The sequence below is a fragment of the Candidatus Delongbacteria bacterium genome, assembly GCA_041675285.1.
Lineage (GTDB): Bacteria > CAIWAD01 > CAIWAD01 > CAIWAD01 > CAIWAD01 > CAIWAD01.
Genome location: JBAYTZ010000006.1, coordinates 1 through 15096, shown reverse-complemented (window position 1 = coordinate 15096; position 15096 = coordinate 1). Strand labels below are relative to the sequence as shown.

The 15096-nt window shown below is 70.1% G+C and carries 12 protein-coding genes; all 12 read left to right on the top strand.

The window, feature by feature from the left end; translation table 11 throughout:
- Nucleotides 1–20 precede the first annotated feature (20 nt).
- Nucleotides 21–1436 carry a sigma-54 dependent transcriptional regulator gene (locus tag WC326_07355; protein ID MFA7330873.1) on the top strand — a complete coding sequence of 472 codons (1416 nt, stop codon included), beginning with the start codon at nt 21–23 and terminating at the stop codon, nt 1434–1436.
- Between the two features lie 107 nt (nt 1437–1543).
- Nucleotides 1544–3703 (top strand): adenylate/guanylate cyclase domain-containing protein, encoded by a 2160-nt coding sequence (locus WC326_07350; protein MFA7330872.1) that lies wholly within the window; start codon nt 1544–1546, stop codon nt 3701–3703.
- The gene (locus WC326_07345; protein MFA7330871.1) at nt 3700–4566 is read left to right on the top strand and encodes a lysophospholipid acyltransferase family protein; all 867 of its coding nucleotides are present in this window, start codon (nt 3700–3702) and stop codon (nt 4564–4566) included. The genes WC326_07350 and WC326_07345 overlap by 4 nt, the downstream gene beginning before the upstream one ends.
- 94 nt (nt 4567–4660) lie before the next feature.
- Nucleotides 4661–5707: a glycosyltransferase family 9 protein gene (locus tag WC326_07340; GenBank protein ID MFA7330870.1), complete on the top strand. Its 1047-nt coding sequence runs from the start codon at nt 4661–4663 to the stop codon at nt 5705–5707.
- A gap of 135 nt (nt 5708–5842) precedes the next feature.
- A complete protein-coding gene (locus tag WC326_07335; GenBank protein MFA7330869.1) occupies nt 5843–7123 on the top strand; it encodes a cystathionine gamma-synthase family protein in 1281 nt (426 codons plus the stop codon).
- A 161-nt stretch (nt 7124–7284) separates the two neighbouring features.
- A complete protein-coding gene (locus tag WC326_07330) occupies nt 7285–8010 on the top strand; it encodes a hypothetical protein (GenBank protein MFA7330868.1) in 726 nt (241 codons plus the stop codon).
- A 210-nt stretch (nt 8011–8220) separates the two neighbouring features.
- Nucleotides 8221–10419, top strand: coding sequence for a LysM peptidoglycan-binding domain-containing protein (locus WC326_07325; GenBank protein ID MFA7330867.1), 2199 nt, complete (start codon nt 8221–8223; stop codon nt 10417–10419).
- Nucleotides 10416–10700 (top strand): HU family DNA-binding protein, encoded by a 285-nt coding sequence (locus WC326_07320; GenBank protein MFA7330866.1) that lies wholly within the window; start codon nt 10416–10418, stop codon nt 10698–10700. Before WC326_07325 ends, WC326_07320 begins: the two co-directional genes overlap by 4 nt.
- Before the next feature lie 200 nt (nt 10701–10900).
- A complete protein-coding gene (xseA, locus tag WC326_07315) occupies nt 10901–12352 on the top strand; it encodes an exodeoxyribonuclease VII large subunit (protein MFA7330865.1) in 1452 nt (483 codons plus the stop codon).
- Nucleotides 12349–12582: an exodeoxyribonuclease VII small subunit gene (xseB, locus tag WC326_07310; GenBank protein MFA7330864.1), complete on the top strand. Its 234-nt coding sequence runs from the start codon at nt 12349–12351 to the stop codon at nt 12580–12582. The genes xseA and xseB overlap by 4 nt, the downstream gene beginning before the upstream one ends.
- The gene (locus WC326_07305; GenBank protein ID MFA7330863.1) at nt 12579–13523 is read left to right on the top strand and encodes an NAD(+)/NADH kinase; all 945 of its coding nucleotides are present in this window, start codon (nt 12579–12581) and stop codon (nt 13521–13523) included. Before xseB ends, WC326_07305 begins: the two co-directional genes overlap by 4 nt.
- A gap of 22 nt (nt 13524–13545) precedes the next feature.
- Nucleotides 13546–14469, top strand: coding sequence for a signal recognition particle-docking protein FtsY (gene ftsY / locus WC326_07300; protein ID MFA7330862.1), 924 nt, complete (start codon nt 13546–13548; stop codon nt 14467–14469).
- Nucleotides 14470–15096 lie beyond the last annotated feature (627 nt).

The following is a 15096-nucleotide window of genomic DNA, read 5'->3' as shown; positions in this document are numbered from 1 at the left end:
TTCTCCCAGAAGAGGTGGCCATGAGCGACGTGATGGGCAGCCGGCAAGTCCTGGTGGTGGACGACGAGAAGCTGATCCGCGAGCTGCTCCAGGAGGGGCTGGGCCGGCTGGGCTACCAGATCCGCACCGCGGGCGGGGGCCGGGAGGCCCTGGAGCTGCTGGCCCAGGAGTCCGCCGACCTGGTGCTGACGGACATCAAGATGGACGGGATGGACGGCTACGAGTTCCTGGAGGAGCTGCGCCGGCGCGTGCCCGACCAGATGGTCCTGATGATGACCGCCTACGGCAGCGTGGAGAGCGCCATCCGGGCCATCAAACTGGGCGCTTTCGACTACATCCAAAAGCCCTGCATGGTGGCCGAGGTGGACCACCGCCTGCGCAAGGCCTTCGAGCACCGCGACCTGCTGCTGGAGACGCGCATGCTGCGCGGCCGGCTGGAGGGCCGCGAGGAGTTCGGGCGCATCGTGGCCCGCAACAAGGTCATGAAGCAGATCTTCGACATGATCCGCACCGTGGCACCCTCGGGTTCCAGCGTGCTGATCCAGGGCGAGAACGGCACGGGCAAGGAGCTGGTGGCCCGCGCCCTGCACCACTACAGCGACCGCGCCGACAAGAAGTTCGTGGCCAAGAACTGCGCGGCCATCCCCGACGCCCTGCTGGAGAGCGAGCTCTTTGGCCACGTCAAGGGCGCCTTCACGGGCAGCGTGGGCGACCGCAAGGGCATCTTCGAGGAAGCCGACGGCGGCACGCTCTTCCTGGACGAGATCAGCGAGATGCCCCTCAATCTGCAGAGTAAGTTGCTGCGCGTGTTGCAGGAGGGCGAGCTGCAGCGGGTGGGCTCCAACGACGTGGTCAAGGTGGACGTGCGCCTGATCAGCTCCACCAACCGCGACATGAAGTCCGAGGTGCAGGAAGGCCGCTTCCGGCGCGACCTGTTCTACCGCTTGAACGTCATTCCCATCACCCTGCCGCCGCTGCGCGAGCGCGTGGACGACATCCCGCTATTGGCCGAGCACTTCCTCAAGAAGTACGCCCAGCGCATGAACCGCACCATCCTGGGGATCGAGGAGGGCGGGATGCGCTACCTGGTCTCCCGGCGTTGGGAGGGCAACGTGCGCGAGTTGGAGAACACCATCGAGCGCGCCGTGGTGATGGCCACCGGCCCGATCCTCGACGCCGGCAGTTTCAAGCCCCTGGAACAGTTCGCCGAGGAGGGCGGGGACTTCGAGCTGCCCGCCGCGGACATCACGGTGGACGAGATGGAGAAGCGGCTGATCCTGGCCACGCTCAAGCGCTACAACAACAACCGCACGCGCACGGCCGAGGTGCTGGCGATCAGCATCCGCACCCTGCGCAACAAGCTTAACGAGTACCGCGCGGCGGACCCCGGCCTGTCGGCGATCATCGACAAGGGCGCGCCCGACGCCGGCGAGTGAGCCATTTGGTTTGAACCACGGAGTCACAGAGACACAGCCCGGAACCATCAAGCTGGGTTCTTGCCGTGCCTCTGTGCCTCTGTGGTGATTCCAACGGAGGTGGATGAGTGAGCAGGCCGAAGCTGCAGCGTTGGTGGCTCGCCGCGGGCGTGGCCTTTCTGCTGGCCGTGCTCTTCAGCCTGCTGGACGCCGGGCTCTTCGGGCTGGAGGACCGCAGCCTGGACCTACGCTTCCAGCTGCGCGGGCCGCGCTCCGTGGAGCACAGCCCGCTGGTGCTGGTCACCGTGGACAACCGCAGCTACAAGGACCTGAACCAGCGCTGGCCCTTCCCGCGCGGTCACTTCGCCCGCGCGCTGCGCAACCTGAAGCGGATGGGCGTCCGGCTCATCGTGCTCGACATCCAATTCACCGAGGAGGCGGTGGGGGACTCCGCCGGCCTGGCCGAGCTGGCCGCCGCCGTTCGCGAGTGCGCCCCGGTGGTGCTCTCGGGCGAGCTGGTCTACGAGCGCGGCGGCTACCAGCGGCTGGACCGTCCGCTGCCCGTCCTGCTGGAGACCGGCCAGCCCTGGGCCCTGGTCAATGACCTGAGCGACCCCGACGGCGTCAACCGACTCTACCCGCTCTTCCTGCCCGATCCCGGCGACGGCACGCCGCGGGCCGTGCTGGGGGCGCGCCTGCTCTACACGCTGGATTCGCTGGAGGGCCGCGGTGGCGCGGGCCTGGCCTTCGGGCCCATCGCCGGCGGCCTGCGCCGCCTGGGAGAGCGCGCCCTGCGCCTGGAGCCGGGCAAGGCCAACGCTGTCCGCATCAACTATTACGGCCCCGCCGGAACCTGGACCCACCGCAGTTTCTCCGACTTCCTCGACGACGCGGAGTTCACCCTGGCCGACCCGGACCAGGACGCCGACTACGTGGAGCAGTTCGCCGACAGCGCGCTCTTCCAGGCCCTCTGGCCCGGCGAGGTCCATCCCTTCGCGGGCAAGGTGGCCCTGGTGGGCGTGAGCGCCACGGATCTGCACGACGACAAGCGCACGCCCTTCTTCAACTACCAGGGCCTCCGCCAGCTCATGCCCGGGGTGGAGGTGCACGCCCACGCCGTGCAGACGATGCTGGACGGCGCCTGGATCGTCAACCCGCTCACCGGCGCCCGCGCCTGGCTGCTGCTGGCCGCCATGGCCCTGGCCGGCGGCTGGATCACGCGCCGGCTGGGCCCCCTGCGCGCCCTGCTGCTCCTGTTGCCGCTGGCGGCCGGCTGGCTGGCCCTGGCCCAGTGGGCCTTCGTCCGCCACAACCTCTGGCTGGAGCTGGTGGCGCCGCTGGCCGCGCTGGCCTTCGCCTGGACCGCCGGCACGCTCCTGCACTTCCTCCAGGCCCGCCGGGAGCGGGCCCAGATCCGCGGCATGTTCGCCCAGTACGTGCCCGAGGCCGTGGTGGCCGAGCTGATCAAGAGCCCGGACAAGCTGGTGCTGGGCGGCGAGGAGCGCGAGATGAGCGCGCTGTTCAGCGACGTGGAGGGCTTCACGTCCGTCTCCGAGCATTTGAGCCCGACCCAGCTGGTGGAGCTCCTGAACGAGTACCTGACCGAGATGACCCAGTGTGTCACGGACGAGGGCGGGATCATTGACAAGTATGAGGGCGACGCGATCATCGCCGAGTTCGGCGCGCCCCTGCCCTGCGCCGACCACGCCCTGCGCGCCGCCCGGGCCGCGCTGCGCATGCAGGAGCGGCTGGTGGGAATGCGCGAGGATTGGGCCCGGCGCGGCAAGCCCCAGCTCAAGGCCCGGGTGGGCGTCAACAGCGGCCTGATGGTGGTGGGCAACATGGGCAGCCGGCAGATCTTCGACTACACGGCCATGGGCGACGCCATGAACCTGGCCTCGCGCCTGGAGGGCGTCAACAAGTACTACGGCTCCTACATCCTGCTCTCCGGCGACAGCTGGCGCCGGCTGGACGGGGCCTTCCTGGGCCGGCAGCTGGACGCCATCCGGGTCAAGGGCCGCCGGGAGCCGGTGGACCTGTGGGAGTTGCTGGACCGGACTGACTCCCCCCGGGCTGCCGAACTGCAGGAGCGGATCCGGTGCTGGGACGCGGCGCGCGCCCTCTACCTGGCGCGCGACTTCAGCGCCGCCGCCGCCGCCTTCGCGGCCCTGCTGGAAGAGAATCCCACTGACGGCCCGGCTCGCACGCTGGCTGCCCGTTGCCGTGCGTTCGGGCTCCAGCCGCCCGCTCCGGATTGGGACGGCGTGCAGGAGATGACCGAGAAATGAAAGCCTTCCTGTTGCACGCGCTGGTGGCCCTGCTGCTGCGGCTGCCCTATCCCGCGCTGCTGGCGCTGGGGCGGGCCATGGGCTGGCTCTGGTTCCACTTGATCCCCGTCCGGCGCGCGCTGATGCTGGCCAATCTGCACAAGGCCTTTCCCGACTCCACGCCGGCTTGGCGCCGCCGGGTCTGCCGGGACTGCATGACCCACTTCGCCACCATGGGCCTGGAGCTCTTCTGGCTGCCGCGGATGGACCACGAATGGCAGGCCCAGCGGGTGCGCTTCCTCGCTCCGGAAGTGGCCCGGCGCCTGCTGGAGCGGGGCCGGGGCTTGATGGGCGTGGGCGGCCACCTGGGCAACTGGGAGGTGATGGGGATCGGCTGCGTGGACCTGGGGCTGGACGTGAGCTACATCGTCAAGCGGATCCACGACCCCGTCCTGGACGAGATCGTCAACCGCGCGCGCGCCGGGCACGGGGTGGAGATCATCTTTTCCCGCGACGCCTCGCGCGGCGTGCTGAAGCACTTCCGCCGCAACCGGCTGATTGCTTTCCTCTCCGACCAGGACGCGCGCAGCCACGGCGTCTTCGTGCCCTTCTTCGGCCACCCGGCCTCCACGCCCAAGGGCGCGGCGGTCTACGCCCTGCGGCTGGGCGTGCCGCTGATGTTCGTCAACTGCGTGCGCGTGCCCGGCGGCCGCTTCGAGGTGGAGTTCCTCGAGGTGCCCCTTGACGAAGGCTGGACCTTCTGCGACGAACACGTCGAGGCCCTGACCGCGCGCTACACGGCCCTGCTGGAGGAGCGCGTGCGCCGCACGCCCGCGCAGTGGTTCTGGATGCACCGCCGCTGGAAGACCCAGCCGGAGGCTTGATTCCCAGGGCCCGTCCCGGGCGGCCGATGGCTGGACCGAGCTTGTTCCCCGTCCGGCTCCATCCCGCCCCTTGGTCTGTTACCTTGGAAACAAGATGCGCACCCTCGTCATCCACACCGCCTTTCCCGGCGACCTGATCCTCTTGACCCCGCTGCTGGACCGCCTGCGGCGGGAGCCCGACTTGGAGTGGCTGGGCCTGGTGACCCGGCCGAGCTGCGGCTCCCTGTTCCAGGGCGATCCGCGCCTGGATGAGCTCATTCTCTACGACAAGCGCGGCGCCGACGCCGGCTGGGCGGGTTTCCGCCGCCTGGTGCGCCGGATGCGCAGCCACCAGGTGGACCGGGTGATCTGCCCGCACCGCAGCCTGCGCTCCAGCGCGCTGGCCTGGAGCAGCGGGGCCTTTGAGCGGGTGGGTTTCTCCAGCGCCGTGGGCAGTCTGGTCTACACCGAGCTGGTCTTCGACGCCCGCCGCCTGCACGAGATCGACCGCAACCTCAGTCTGGCCGGTCCGCTGGAGGAGGGCGCGGAGCCCGCGCGCCCCAGCCTCTACGCCGATCCGCTGGAGGAGGCCCGCGTCCGCGATCTGTTCGAGGCCCGCGGCCTGGTGCTGCCCGTGGCCCTGGCGCCGGCCTCCCTCTGGGAGACCAAACGCTGGCCGGCCCGGCACTTCGGCACCCTGGCGGATCGGGTGATGGAGGCCAGTGCGGCGGACATCGTCCTGCTTGGCGGCCCGGGCGACCGCGCCCTCTGCACCGAGGTGGCGGATCAGGTCCACGGCTGCCGCAAGGGTCGCGTGCACGTGCTGGCCGGCGAGCTGGAGCTGCGCGAGAGCTTCCAGGCCCTGCGCCTCTGCCGCCTGGCCGTGGTCAACGACAGCGCGCCCCTGCACCTGGCCCAGGCCGCCGGCATCCCCACCTTCGCCCTGTTCGGTTCCACCATCCCCGGTTTCGGCTTCGGCCCGCGCGGCCCGCGCGACCGGGTCTTCCAACTGAAGTTGGACTGCATTCCCTGCGGCATCCACGGCCACCGGCGCTGCCCACTGGGCACCCTGGCCTGCTTGAGCGAGCTGGATCCCGAGAGCGTGGCCCGGGCCGTGGTGGAAGAGATCAACCAGCCCGCCGCCGGAGGGTCGGCCGCGTGAGCGCCGCCTGGCCCCAGCCCGCCCCTGAGGGGGCCGAGTCCGGCACCTCGCCCCCCGCCCGCGCCTGAGCCCGCCCGGCGAGCGCCCGCCGGCCCTTTCGTCAATCCGTTCATCCACCAATAGATGGAGCACGCCATGAGCATGCACCGCCGCTCCGCCCTCACGGGCCGGCCCTTCGCCCCCGACACGCTGATGATGGGCTACGGCTACGATCCCTTCCTCTCCGAAGGCTCCGTCAAGCCGCCGGTCTTCCTCACCAGCACCTTCGTGTTCCGAAATGCGGAAGAGGGCAAGCGCTACTTCCAGTGGGCCTACGGCTTGAAAGAGCGCGACCCGAACAGCGATCCGGAGATGGGCCTGATCTATTCGCGGCTCAACAACCCGGACCTGGAGATCCTTGAGAACCGGCTGGCCTGCTGGGAGAGCGCCGATTTGAGCCTGGTCTTTTCCAGCGGCATGTCGGCCATCACCACCACCGTGCTGGCGCTGGTCAAGCCCGGCCAGGAGATCATCAGCACCAATCCCGTCTACGGCGGGACGGACTTCTTCTTCGAGCATATCTGCCCGCGCCTGAACATCACGGTCCACCGGGTCTGTGCCGGCAGCGACACGCCGGCCAAGGTCGAGGCCCTGCTCAAAGAGCGCGCCGGACGCGTGCGGCTGGTCCACGTGGAGACGCCCTCCAACCCCACCAACTCGCTGGTGGACATCCGGGCCCTGGCCCGCGTCATCAAACAGACGGGCGAGGCTCCGCCGGACTCGGAAATCCTCCTGATGGTGGACAACACCTTCCTCGGGCCGCTCTTCCAGCAGCCGCTCACCCTGGGGGCGGACCTCTCCGTCTACAGCGCCACCAAGTTCATCGGCGGCCACAGCGACCTGGTGGCCGGCGCGCTGATGGGCTCGCACAAGCTGCTCAAGGAGGTGGCGGTCTTCCGCACCATTCTGGGCACCATGGCCGAACCCTTCACCTGTTGGCTCCTGATGCGCAGCCTGGAGACCCTGGACGTGCGCATGCGCCGGCAGCAGGAGAACGCCCGGCGGCTGGTGACCCTGCTCAAGGCCCACCCCGCCGTGGCGCGCGTCTACTATCCGGGCGAATTGGGGGAGACCCAGAACGCCATCTGGCAGCGCCAGTGCTCGGGCTCGGGCAGCCTGATCGCCTTCGAGGTCCAGGGCGGCGAGGCCGAGGCCTTCCAGGTCCTCAACCGGGTGGAGATCTGCAAGATGGCCGTCTCGCTGGGGGGCACGGAGAGCCTGATCGAACACCCCTCCACCATGACCCACAGCGATCTGGACGAGGAGACCAAGGCCAGCGCGGGCATCACGCCGGCGATGATCCGCCTCTCCGTCGGCCTGGAGAACATCGAGGACCTGGAGGCCGACCTGCGCTCGGCTCTGGCGGTCCTGGAGTAACTCGCCGTCCATGGACCGGGTCGCGCCCCGCCGGCGCGGCCCGGTGTTCTTCCTTCTGTCCAGCCTCCCGCACCCTTCCACTCGCAAGCAACCGTCCTGCCCGCCAGTGCCGCAACCTGGCGGCGGCGGGACCCGTTGATCCGGCCCCAAGGGAGGATCCCATGCCTGGCTTGAAGCTGCTGGCCCGCCTGCTCCTGCCCGCCGCCTGCGAACTCTGCGGCCGCCCACTGGATGCCGAAGCCTCCAACTGGCGCCTGCCTGTGGTGGCCTGCGCCGATTGCCTGGCCGCCCTGCGCGCCCGCGCCCACCAGCCGGCCTGGCAGCTGGACGGGCGGCCGGTGCGGGCCCTGTTCTGGTACGAGGACGAGGTGCTGGGCTGGGTGCGCCGGCTCAAGCGCGGCGGCCAGGAGGCCCTGCTCCACCGGCTGGCCGGGGGCTGGCCGGACTGTCCCTTGCCGCGGGGGGCCGGCCTGCGCCTGACGCCGGTTCCCGCCGACGCCCGGCGCACGCGGGAGCGGGGCGGCGACCACGTGGCGCGGCTGGCCTGGCTCTGGGGACGGCGCTGGGGCCTGGACTGCGTGCAGCCGCTGCGGCGCCGGGGCGGGGCGCATCAGATCGGGCTGGACCGGCGGGAGCGGCGACACAACCTGGCCGGCCAGCTGGGTCTGCGCCGCCGCGCCTGGGGCGGCCGGCGCCTGCATCCTGGTCCCGTCCTGCTGGTGGATGACGTGGTGACCACGGGGGCCACGCTGCTGGCGTGCGCCGAGGTGCTGGCCGCCGCCGGTTGGGAGGTGCGGGGCGCCCTGGCCCTGGCGTTGACCCCCCACCCGGAACTGCGAGGTCCCCAGCTGGCCGGATTGACGGCCTGGCTCGACGGAAGTCCATGAGGCGTTGCGCCATACCCGGAGAAAAGGCCGCGTCCCAGCCCGCGAAACGTTTGTTTTTCCCGGGTCAGCTACTACTTTGGCACTTCCTGTCGCGGCCAGGCACTTCCACGCCCGGCTCGCCGCGGAACGCCGCCCGGAGCAGACCCTCCAGCCAGGAACTGCCACGACACGGGCCTTTCAATTCAGGCATGGGACCAGGGAGTCGAGCGTATGTGGGAAAGCCGCACGGGATGGACGCGCGCCGTCACGAACCTATTCGCCGTCTCCCTGTTGGCCAGTACCCTGTTCACCGCCTCCTGCACGACCCTGCGTCCGGCCCTCCAGGCGACAGCCAGCCCGGAGCTGGCGACCCCGCCGGACACCCTCAGCTCCGCCGACCAGTACTACCTGCTGCGCAGCCGCTTTCAGCAAGCGGAGGGCCTGTCCCAGACCGGCCAGGACGTGGCGGCCCTGGACAGCCTGCGCGACTTGATGCTCGACCTGCGCCAGCCCGGCGTGCGGATGGACTCCCTGCGCTGGGCCCTCCAGTTGGACGTGGTGCGGCAGATGGCCGCCCTGTTGGAGAAAACAGGTCCCGATCCTAGCGAGGATGAGGGCTACCGCTCGGTGGACTTCCAGGTGCAGCTGCTCAGCGACAGCCTGAGCGCCTACGCCTCCGCGCCGGATTCCCTGCTGCAGGCCGTGTTGGTGCCCAGTGCGGCCGACCAGGAGAGCGATTCCCTGCTCGCCGAGGTGCTGCAGGCGCCGGACAGCCTGGCCCTGCGCCGGATCTCCATGCCGGACATTCCGGACTGCGACCGGCGCGAAGTGCAGCAGATGGTGGACTACTTCGTCAGCGGTCGGGGCCGGCGCTTCTACCAGATCTGGCTGGACCGCTATCCCAAGGTGGCCCCCACCATCCGCCAGGTTCTGCAGGAAGAAGGCATGCCCGAGGACCTGATCTTCCTGGCCATGATCGAATCCGGCTTCCGGATCTCGGCCACCAGCCGGGCCAAGGCCAAGGGTCCCTGGCAGTTCATTCCGGGCACGGCCACGCTCTTCGACCTGCGCGTGGACTACTGGATGGACGAGCGGCTCGACCTGGAACGCGCCACGCGCGCCGCCTGCCGTTTCCTGCGCCGTCTCTACGACCGCTACGACGACTGGTACATGGCCATGGCCGCCTACAACTGGGGGCCGGGCAACATCGACCGCGCCATCAAGCGCGGCGCCGACGACTACTGGAGCATCACGCGCATGCCCAGCGAGACCCGCAACTACGTGCCCACCTATCTGGCGGCTCGCCGGGTCTTCCAGGAGGCCGAACTGCACGGCTTCAGCCTGGAGCAGCCCGTGGACCTGCCCGAGCTGGACGTGCTCGAGGTCGCCGGCTGCATCCACATCAACCGCCTGGCCGAGCTCTTCGAGCTGAACCAGGAGTCTCTGCGCGAATCCAACCTGCACCTGGTGCAGGGGAGCACGCCCCCCGACGGCGGCCACATCTACGTGCCGGCGGAATCCTCCCAGCGCTGCCGCGACCTGCTGCTGGAGCTGCCCGAATCCGCCTTCCAGGACTGGGTCCGCCACAAGGTGCGCAAGGGCGAGACGGTGACGGGCATCGCCCAGCGTTACGGCGTGAGCGCGTCGGAACTGCGCACTGTCAACAAGCTCAGCCGGCGCTCGAAGCTCAAATCCGGGCGCGTCCTGCTGATTCCGCTCTCCACCCAGGAACGCGAGCCCCGCGAGGAGCGGGCCGAGGCCGAGCCGCGCAAGAGCACGCGCAAGGCCGGGTCCAAGACCCAGACGCGTTCCGACGGCCTGCCCGTCCACAAGGTCCGGCGCGGCGAGGTGCTCGATCGCATCGCCCGCACCCATGGCCTCAGCGTGGCCAAGTTGATGGACTGGAACCAGCTCAAGCGCGCGGACCGGATCTACCCCGGCCAGGAGCTGCTGCTGGCGGATCCGGATTCCGTGGAGCAGGTCGACGAGCGGAGCACGGAGTTGGCGGATGCCGGCCAGGAGAACCTCTCCCGCCGGGAATCGGCCCGCAGCGCCGGGCGCGAGAGTGCGTCGCCCCCCAAGGCCAGCAAGGGCCAGAAGACCCGCACCCACGTGGTGCGGGCCGGCGACACCGCGGGTGCCATCGCCGCCAAGTATGGGATCAGCGTCAAGCAACTGGTGCAGGCCAATGGTCTGGGGCGCCGGGCCAAGATCGTCACGGGCCAGCGTCTGCGCATCCCGGGAAAAGCGGCGGACACTGCGGGCGGCCAGCGGCAACTGGTGCACGTCGTCAAATCCGGCGAGAGTCTGTGGGCCCTGGCCCGGCAGTACAAGGTCAAGGTCACAGATTTGAAGCGTTGGAATAACTTGCGCGGCAACGAGATCCATGCGGGCAGCCGCCTGGTGATCATTCTATCGGAGGAAGGATGAATCGAGAAGCCCTGGTGGAGGCGGTCACCACCACGAGCGGATTGTCCCGCGAGGAAGTCAAGGTCGTGCTGGAAAACCTGCTGAACACCATCTCGGACGAGCTCTGCAAGGGCGGCCGGGTGGAACTGCGCGGGTTTGGCGTGTTCAGCATTCAAGAGAGGCGCCCGCGGCCGGCCCGCAACCCGCGTTCGGGCGAGACCGTCTGGCTGGAGGAGCGCCGCGTGGCCAGCTTCAAGCCGGCCCAGAAGCTCAAGCAGCGTATCCAGGATCATCAAGCCTGAAATCGCATCAGTCCATAGGAGGCTACCGTGCCCTGCGGTAAGAAGCGCAAGCGTCATAAGATCTCAACGCACAAGCGGAAGAAGCGGCTTCGCAAGAACCGTCACAAGAAGAAGTAGTCCGCCGCGTAGCTGTGGAATCTCCCATGGGGGCGCGCCGCGCCCCCATGGTCGTCCTGGCCTCCCGCCATTCGTGAGGCGCCGTGAGTCCTACCCAGAGATCCCGCCCCGATCCGGACCGGGTCTGGCCGCTGCATGAGTTGGCGCGGGAGTTCTCCGCCCGGTTGGAGGAGGACTGGCCCCCGCTCTGGGTGCAGGGCGAGATCTCAGGTCTGAAGCTTCATGCTGCCTCGGGCCATCGCTACTTCACCCTGAAGGACGAGCGCTCCCAGTTTCCGGCCGTGCTCTGGCGCAGCCGGCTGGCGCCCGGCGCCCCCGAGCCCCGGGACGGCCAGCGCGTGGAGGCCCTGGTCCAGCTGGTGTTCTATGGCCCCCAGGGTCGCCTGCAGCTGGACGTGCAGCGGCTGCGGGGCACGGGCCAGGGCGAGCTGCTCCAGGCCTTTCTGGAGCTCAAGGAGCGCCTGGCCCGGGAGGGTCTGTTCGACCCGGCCCGCAAGCGGCCCCTGCCCGCCTATCCCCGCCACATCGGCCTGCTCACCTCGGAATCCGGCGCTGCCCTGCAGGACATGCTCAAGGTCTTCCGGCGCCGCTGGCCGGGCCTGCGCTGCAGCCTGCTGCCGGTGCCCGTCCAGGGTCCCCAGGCCGGTCCGGCGCTGGCCCGCGGGCTGCAGCGGCTGGCTGCTTGGCCGGGGCTGGAGCTGGACCTGATCATCCTGGGCCGTGGCGGCGGCTCCTTCGAGGATCTCTACTGCTTCAACGACGAGGCCCTGCTGCGGGCCATCGCCACCTGCCCGCTGCCCGTGGTCTCCGCCGTGGGCCATGAAATTGACACGCCGCTGAGCGATCTTGCCGCCGACCTGCGGGCCCCCACCCCCACGGCGGCGGCGGAACTCTGCGTGCCCGACCTGATCCAGGTGCTGGAACGCGTGGAGCGCGACGGGCGGCGCCTGACCCAGAGCCTGCGGCTGCGCCTGGAGCGCGAGAACCGACGCCTGCGGGCGGCGCGCACGCATCGGGCGCTGGCCGAGCCCCTGCGCCGGTTCCACGAGACGCGCCAGGCGCTGGACGAGCAGGGGCAGAGCCTGCGCGCAGCCTTAAGCGGCCGGCTGGGTCGCTCCGAAGAAGGACTGCGGGCCGCCCAGCGGCGCTTGCGCGGCGCCTTGGAGCGCGGCCAGTCGGGGGCGGCCACCCGCCTGCAGGGCTGGCCGCGACGTCTGGCGACCCTGGCCGCGCGGCTGGGCCGCGAGGCCAGGGAGCGCGAGGAGCGCCAGGCGGCCCGGCTGGATCCGCTGCTGCGGCGCCGGCTGGAGGACCTGTCCCGCCGACTGGCGGAGGCGGGCCGGGGGCTGGAGCGGCTGGAGGCGGGGCGGCTGGCGGCCCTGGCCCTGCGGCTGGGGTTCGCCCGGGTGCGAGACGAGGACGGCCGGCCCGTGGAGCGCGCCGGCGCGCTGCAGCCCGGCCAGCGGATTGAGCTGGGCTTCCAGGACGGGCGGGCCCGGGCCCGGGTGGACGAGATTTCCAAGGAGGATGCATGAGCGAAGCGCCGGCCACCTTCGAAGAGGCCCTGGAGCGGCTGGAAGAGATCGTCCAGAAGCTCGAAGAGGGCGAGATCGGGCTGGAGGAGAGCCTGGCCGCCTACCGGGAGGGCATGCTCCTGCACCGCTTCTGCCAGGAGCGCCTGCGCCACGTGGAGGAGGAGCTGCTCACGGTGCTGCGCGAGGCGCCGGCGGGCGAGGACGCCGCCGCGCCGGCGCTCCAGCCATGAGCCCCTCGTCCGCGGCGGACACGCCGGGCTGGTGTCCGCCCCCCGGCGCCGTGCTGGGCATCATGGGCTCCGCCCGGCCGGAGGGTCTGCGCGAAATCTGGCCCGGGCTGCGGCGCGGGCTGGAGGCCCAGGGCCTGCGCTTCCAGCTGGCCCGCGAGCTGGTGGTGCGCGCCGCCTTCCGCGACCACGAACTGGGACCCTCCTGCCTGGCCGTGCGGCCGGAGGCCGAGCTGGGTCCCGGGCTGGATCTGCTGCTCAGCCTGGGCGGCGACGGTTCGCTCTTGGCCGCCGTGGGCCTGGTGGGCGACACGCTGCCCGTGATGGGCCTGCACATGGGCTCCATGGGCTACCTGACGGCCACCACGCCCGACCAGCTCGCCCGCAGCCTGGAGGACCTGGCCGCGGGCCGGCTGCGCGAAGAGCGGCGCATGATGCTGCGCGTGAGCGTGGAGGAAGCCGGCCACCCGGGCGTGGAGCGGCTCAGCGCCGACGCCCTGAACGACGTGGTGGTGAGCAGCGGCCTGCCCGGCCGCGTGGTGCGGCTGGTGACGCGGATCAACGACGAGACTTTGTTCATGGTCACCGGCGATGGGCTGATCCACGCCACGCCCACGGGCTCCACGGCTTACAACCTGGGCGGGGGCGGGCCGATCCTCGATCCCGGGATGGAGGCCATCGTGCTCACGCCCGTGATGCCGCACTCGGTCAGCGTGCGGCCCATCGTGGTGGCGCCGGGCTCGCGCATCGAGACGCGGATCCGCTCGCGCCACGGCTGCATGGAGCTGAGCGTGGACGGTCGGCTGAACCGCTCGCTCTCCGAGGACGCCGTGGTGCGCGTGGAGCGCTCGCCCAAAGTGGCGCGGCTGCTCAAGCCCCGCCTGCCGGGCTTCATCGGCGTGCTGCGCGACAAGTTGAAATGGAACCAGGAGGAAGACGCATGAGCCAGCCCGGGGCCCGCGCGGCATGAATCTGCTGAAACGCCTGAGCCAGGCCATGACCCGCACGCGCGAGGAGTTGGGCGGGCGGTTGCGCGAACTGCTGGGCACCGGCCGGCGGGTGGACGCGGCCATGCTCGACGAGCTCGAGGAGATCCTGCTCTCCGCCGACCTGGGGCTGGACACGACGGAAAAGGTGATCGAGGCCCTGCGCCAGCGCATCCGCGGCGACGCGGACACGCCGCTGGAGCAATTGATCGAGGAGGAGCTGCTGGCCCTGCTGCACGGTGCCACCGCCGAGCTGCGCCAGCCCGCTCCGGGCGAACCCCGTGTGGTGCTCGTGGTGGGCGTCAACGGCAGCGGCAAGACCACCACGGCGGCCAAACTGGCGGCCCGGGGCAAGGCCGAGGGCCGCAGCGTACTGCTGGTGGCCGCGGACACCTTCCGCGCTGCGGCGGCCGAGCAGCTGGAAGTCTGGGCCGGGCGGGCGGGCGTGGATCTGGTGCGCGCCGCGGCCGGGGCGGACCCGGCGGCCGTGGCCTTCGACGGGCTGAGCGCGGCCCTGGCGCGCGGCCACGACCTGGTGCTGGTGGACACGGCGGGACGCCTGCACAACAAGAAGAACCTCATGCTGGAACTGGACAAGATCACGCGCGTGCTGAGCCGCAAGGTGCCCACGGCCCCCCACGAGGTGCTGTTGGTGCTGGACGGCACCACGGGGCAGAACGCCCTCAGCCAGGCGCGGATCTTCACGGAGGCCACGGGCGTGACCGGCTTGGTCCTCACCAAACTGGACGGCACGGCCCGGGGCGGGATCGCCCTGGCCATCCACCAGGAGCTGGGCATCCCCGTGCGCTGGATCGGCGTGGGCGAACAGTTGCAGGACCTGGAGCCCTTCGACGCCAGCCTCTACGCGCGGGCCCTGTTCGAGGGGCTGACCGCCCTCGAGTGAGTGCCCCTGCCGGGGGTTCTCACCACAGAGGCGCAGAGGCACAGAGCTAGAAGAGGTTTTTGCCTGGGTTGGGTGTGGCGGGTTCGATGGTCTGTTAGAGCACGAAGGCTCGAAGACTCGAAGAAGATTTGTGTCACGTGAGGTGAAGGCTGATCGAGGAATCACCACCACGGAGGCACAGAGGCACAGAGTTCTCATTGGATTTGGCTTCGGTCGAGACGTGGACTTCCAGTGGACTGTTTGCGCACAAAGGCCCGAAGTCTCGAAGACGATGTAGCGATTTGCATTTCGTGAGGTGAAGCCCACAGGGCTGAACCAGAACCCGGTGGTGACGCCGTCAGGCGGAACCAATTACATGGTGGCAGGAATCAGTTGGCTCGGCCGTCTGTTCGACGCCCGCCGTGAGGCGGGCTAGTTACGGCCGCTGAAAAAAGCGCCTCTTTGGCTCCACCTTTCTGGCGCAAGCAGAAAGGTGGAAAACATGGTGCCAGGCCGGTGCCAGGCCGGTGCCAGGTCGGTGCCAGACCGGTGCCAGGCCGGTGCCAGAGCACTGTCAAGCGGGGTTTACATCTGCGCATTAGCGGCCGGATGGCAGCCCTGTGATGGGATCCCCCGGTCAAGCCGGGG

Coding starts and splice junctions, on each gene's coding strand:
- WC326_07330 (MFA7330868.1), top strand. CDS start 7,285: ATGCCTGGCTTGAAGCTGCTGGCCCGCCTGCTCCTGCCCGCCGCCTGC.
- WC326_07335 (MFA7330869.1), top strand. CDS start 5,843: ATGAGCATGCACCGCCGCTCCGCCCTCACGGGCCGGCCCTTCGCCCCC.
- WC326_07320 (MFA7330866.1), top strand. CDS start 10,416: ATGAATCGAGAAGCCCTGGTGGAGGCGGTCACCACCACGAGCGGATTG.
- WC326_07355 (MFA7330873.1), top strand. CDS start 21: ATGAGCGACGTGATGGGCAGCCGGCAAGTCCTGGTGGTGGACGACGAG.
- WC326_07305 (MFA7330863.1), top strand. CDS start 12,579: ATGAGCCCCTCGTCCGCGGCGGACACGCCGGGCTGGTGTCCGCCCCCC.
- WC326_07340 (MFA7330870.1), top strand. CDS start 4,661: ATGCGCACCCTCGTCATCCACACCGCCTTTCCCGGCGACCTGATCCTC.
- WC326_07325 (MFA7330867.1), top strand. CDS start 8,221: ATGTGGGAAAGCCGCACGGGATGGACGCGCGCCGTCACGAACCTATTC.
- WC326_07345 (MFA7330871.1), top strand. CDS start 3,700: ATGAAAGCCTTCCTGTTGCACGCGCTGGTGGCCCTGCTGCTGCGGCTG.
- ftsY (MFA7330862.1), top strand. CDS start 13,546: ATGAATCTGCTGAAACGCCTGAGCCAGGCCATGACCCGCACGCGCGAG.
- xseB (MFA7330864.1), top strand. CDS start 12,349: ATGAGCGAAGCGCCGGCCACCTTCGAAGAGGCCCTGGAGCGGCTGGAA.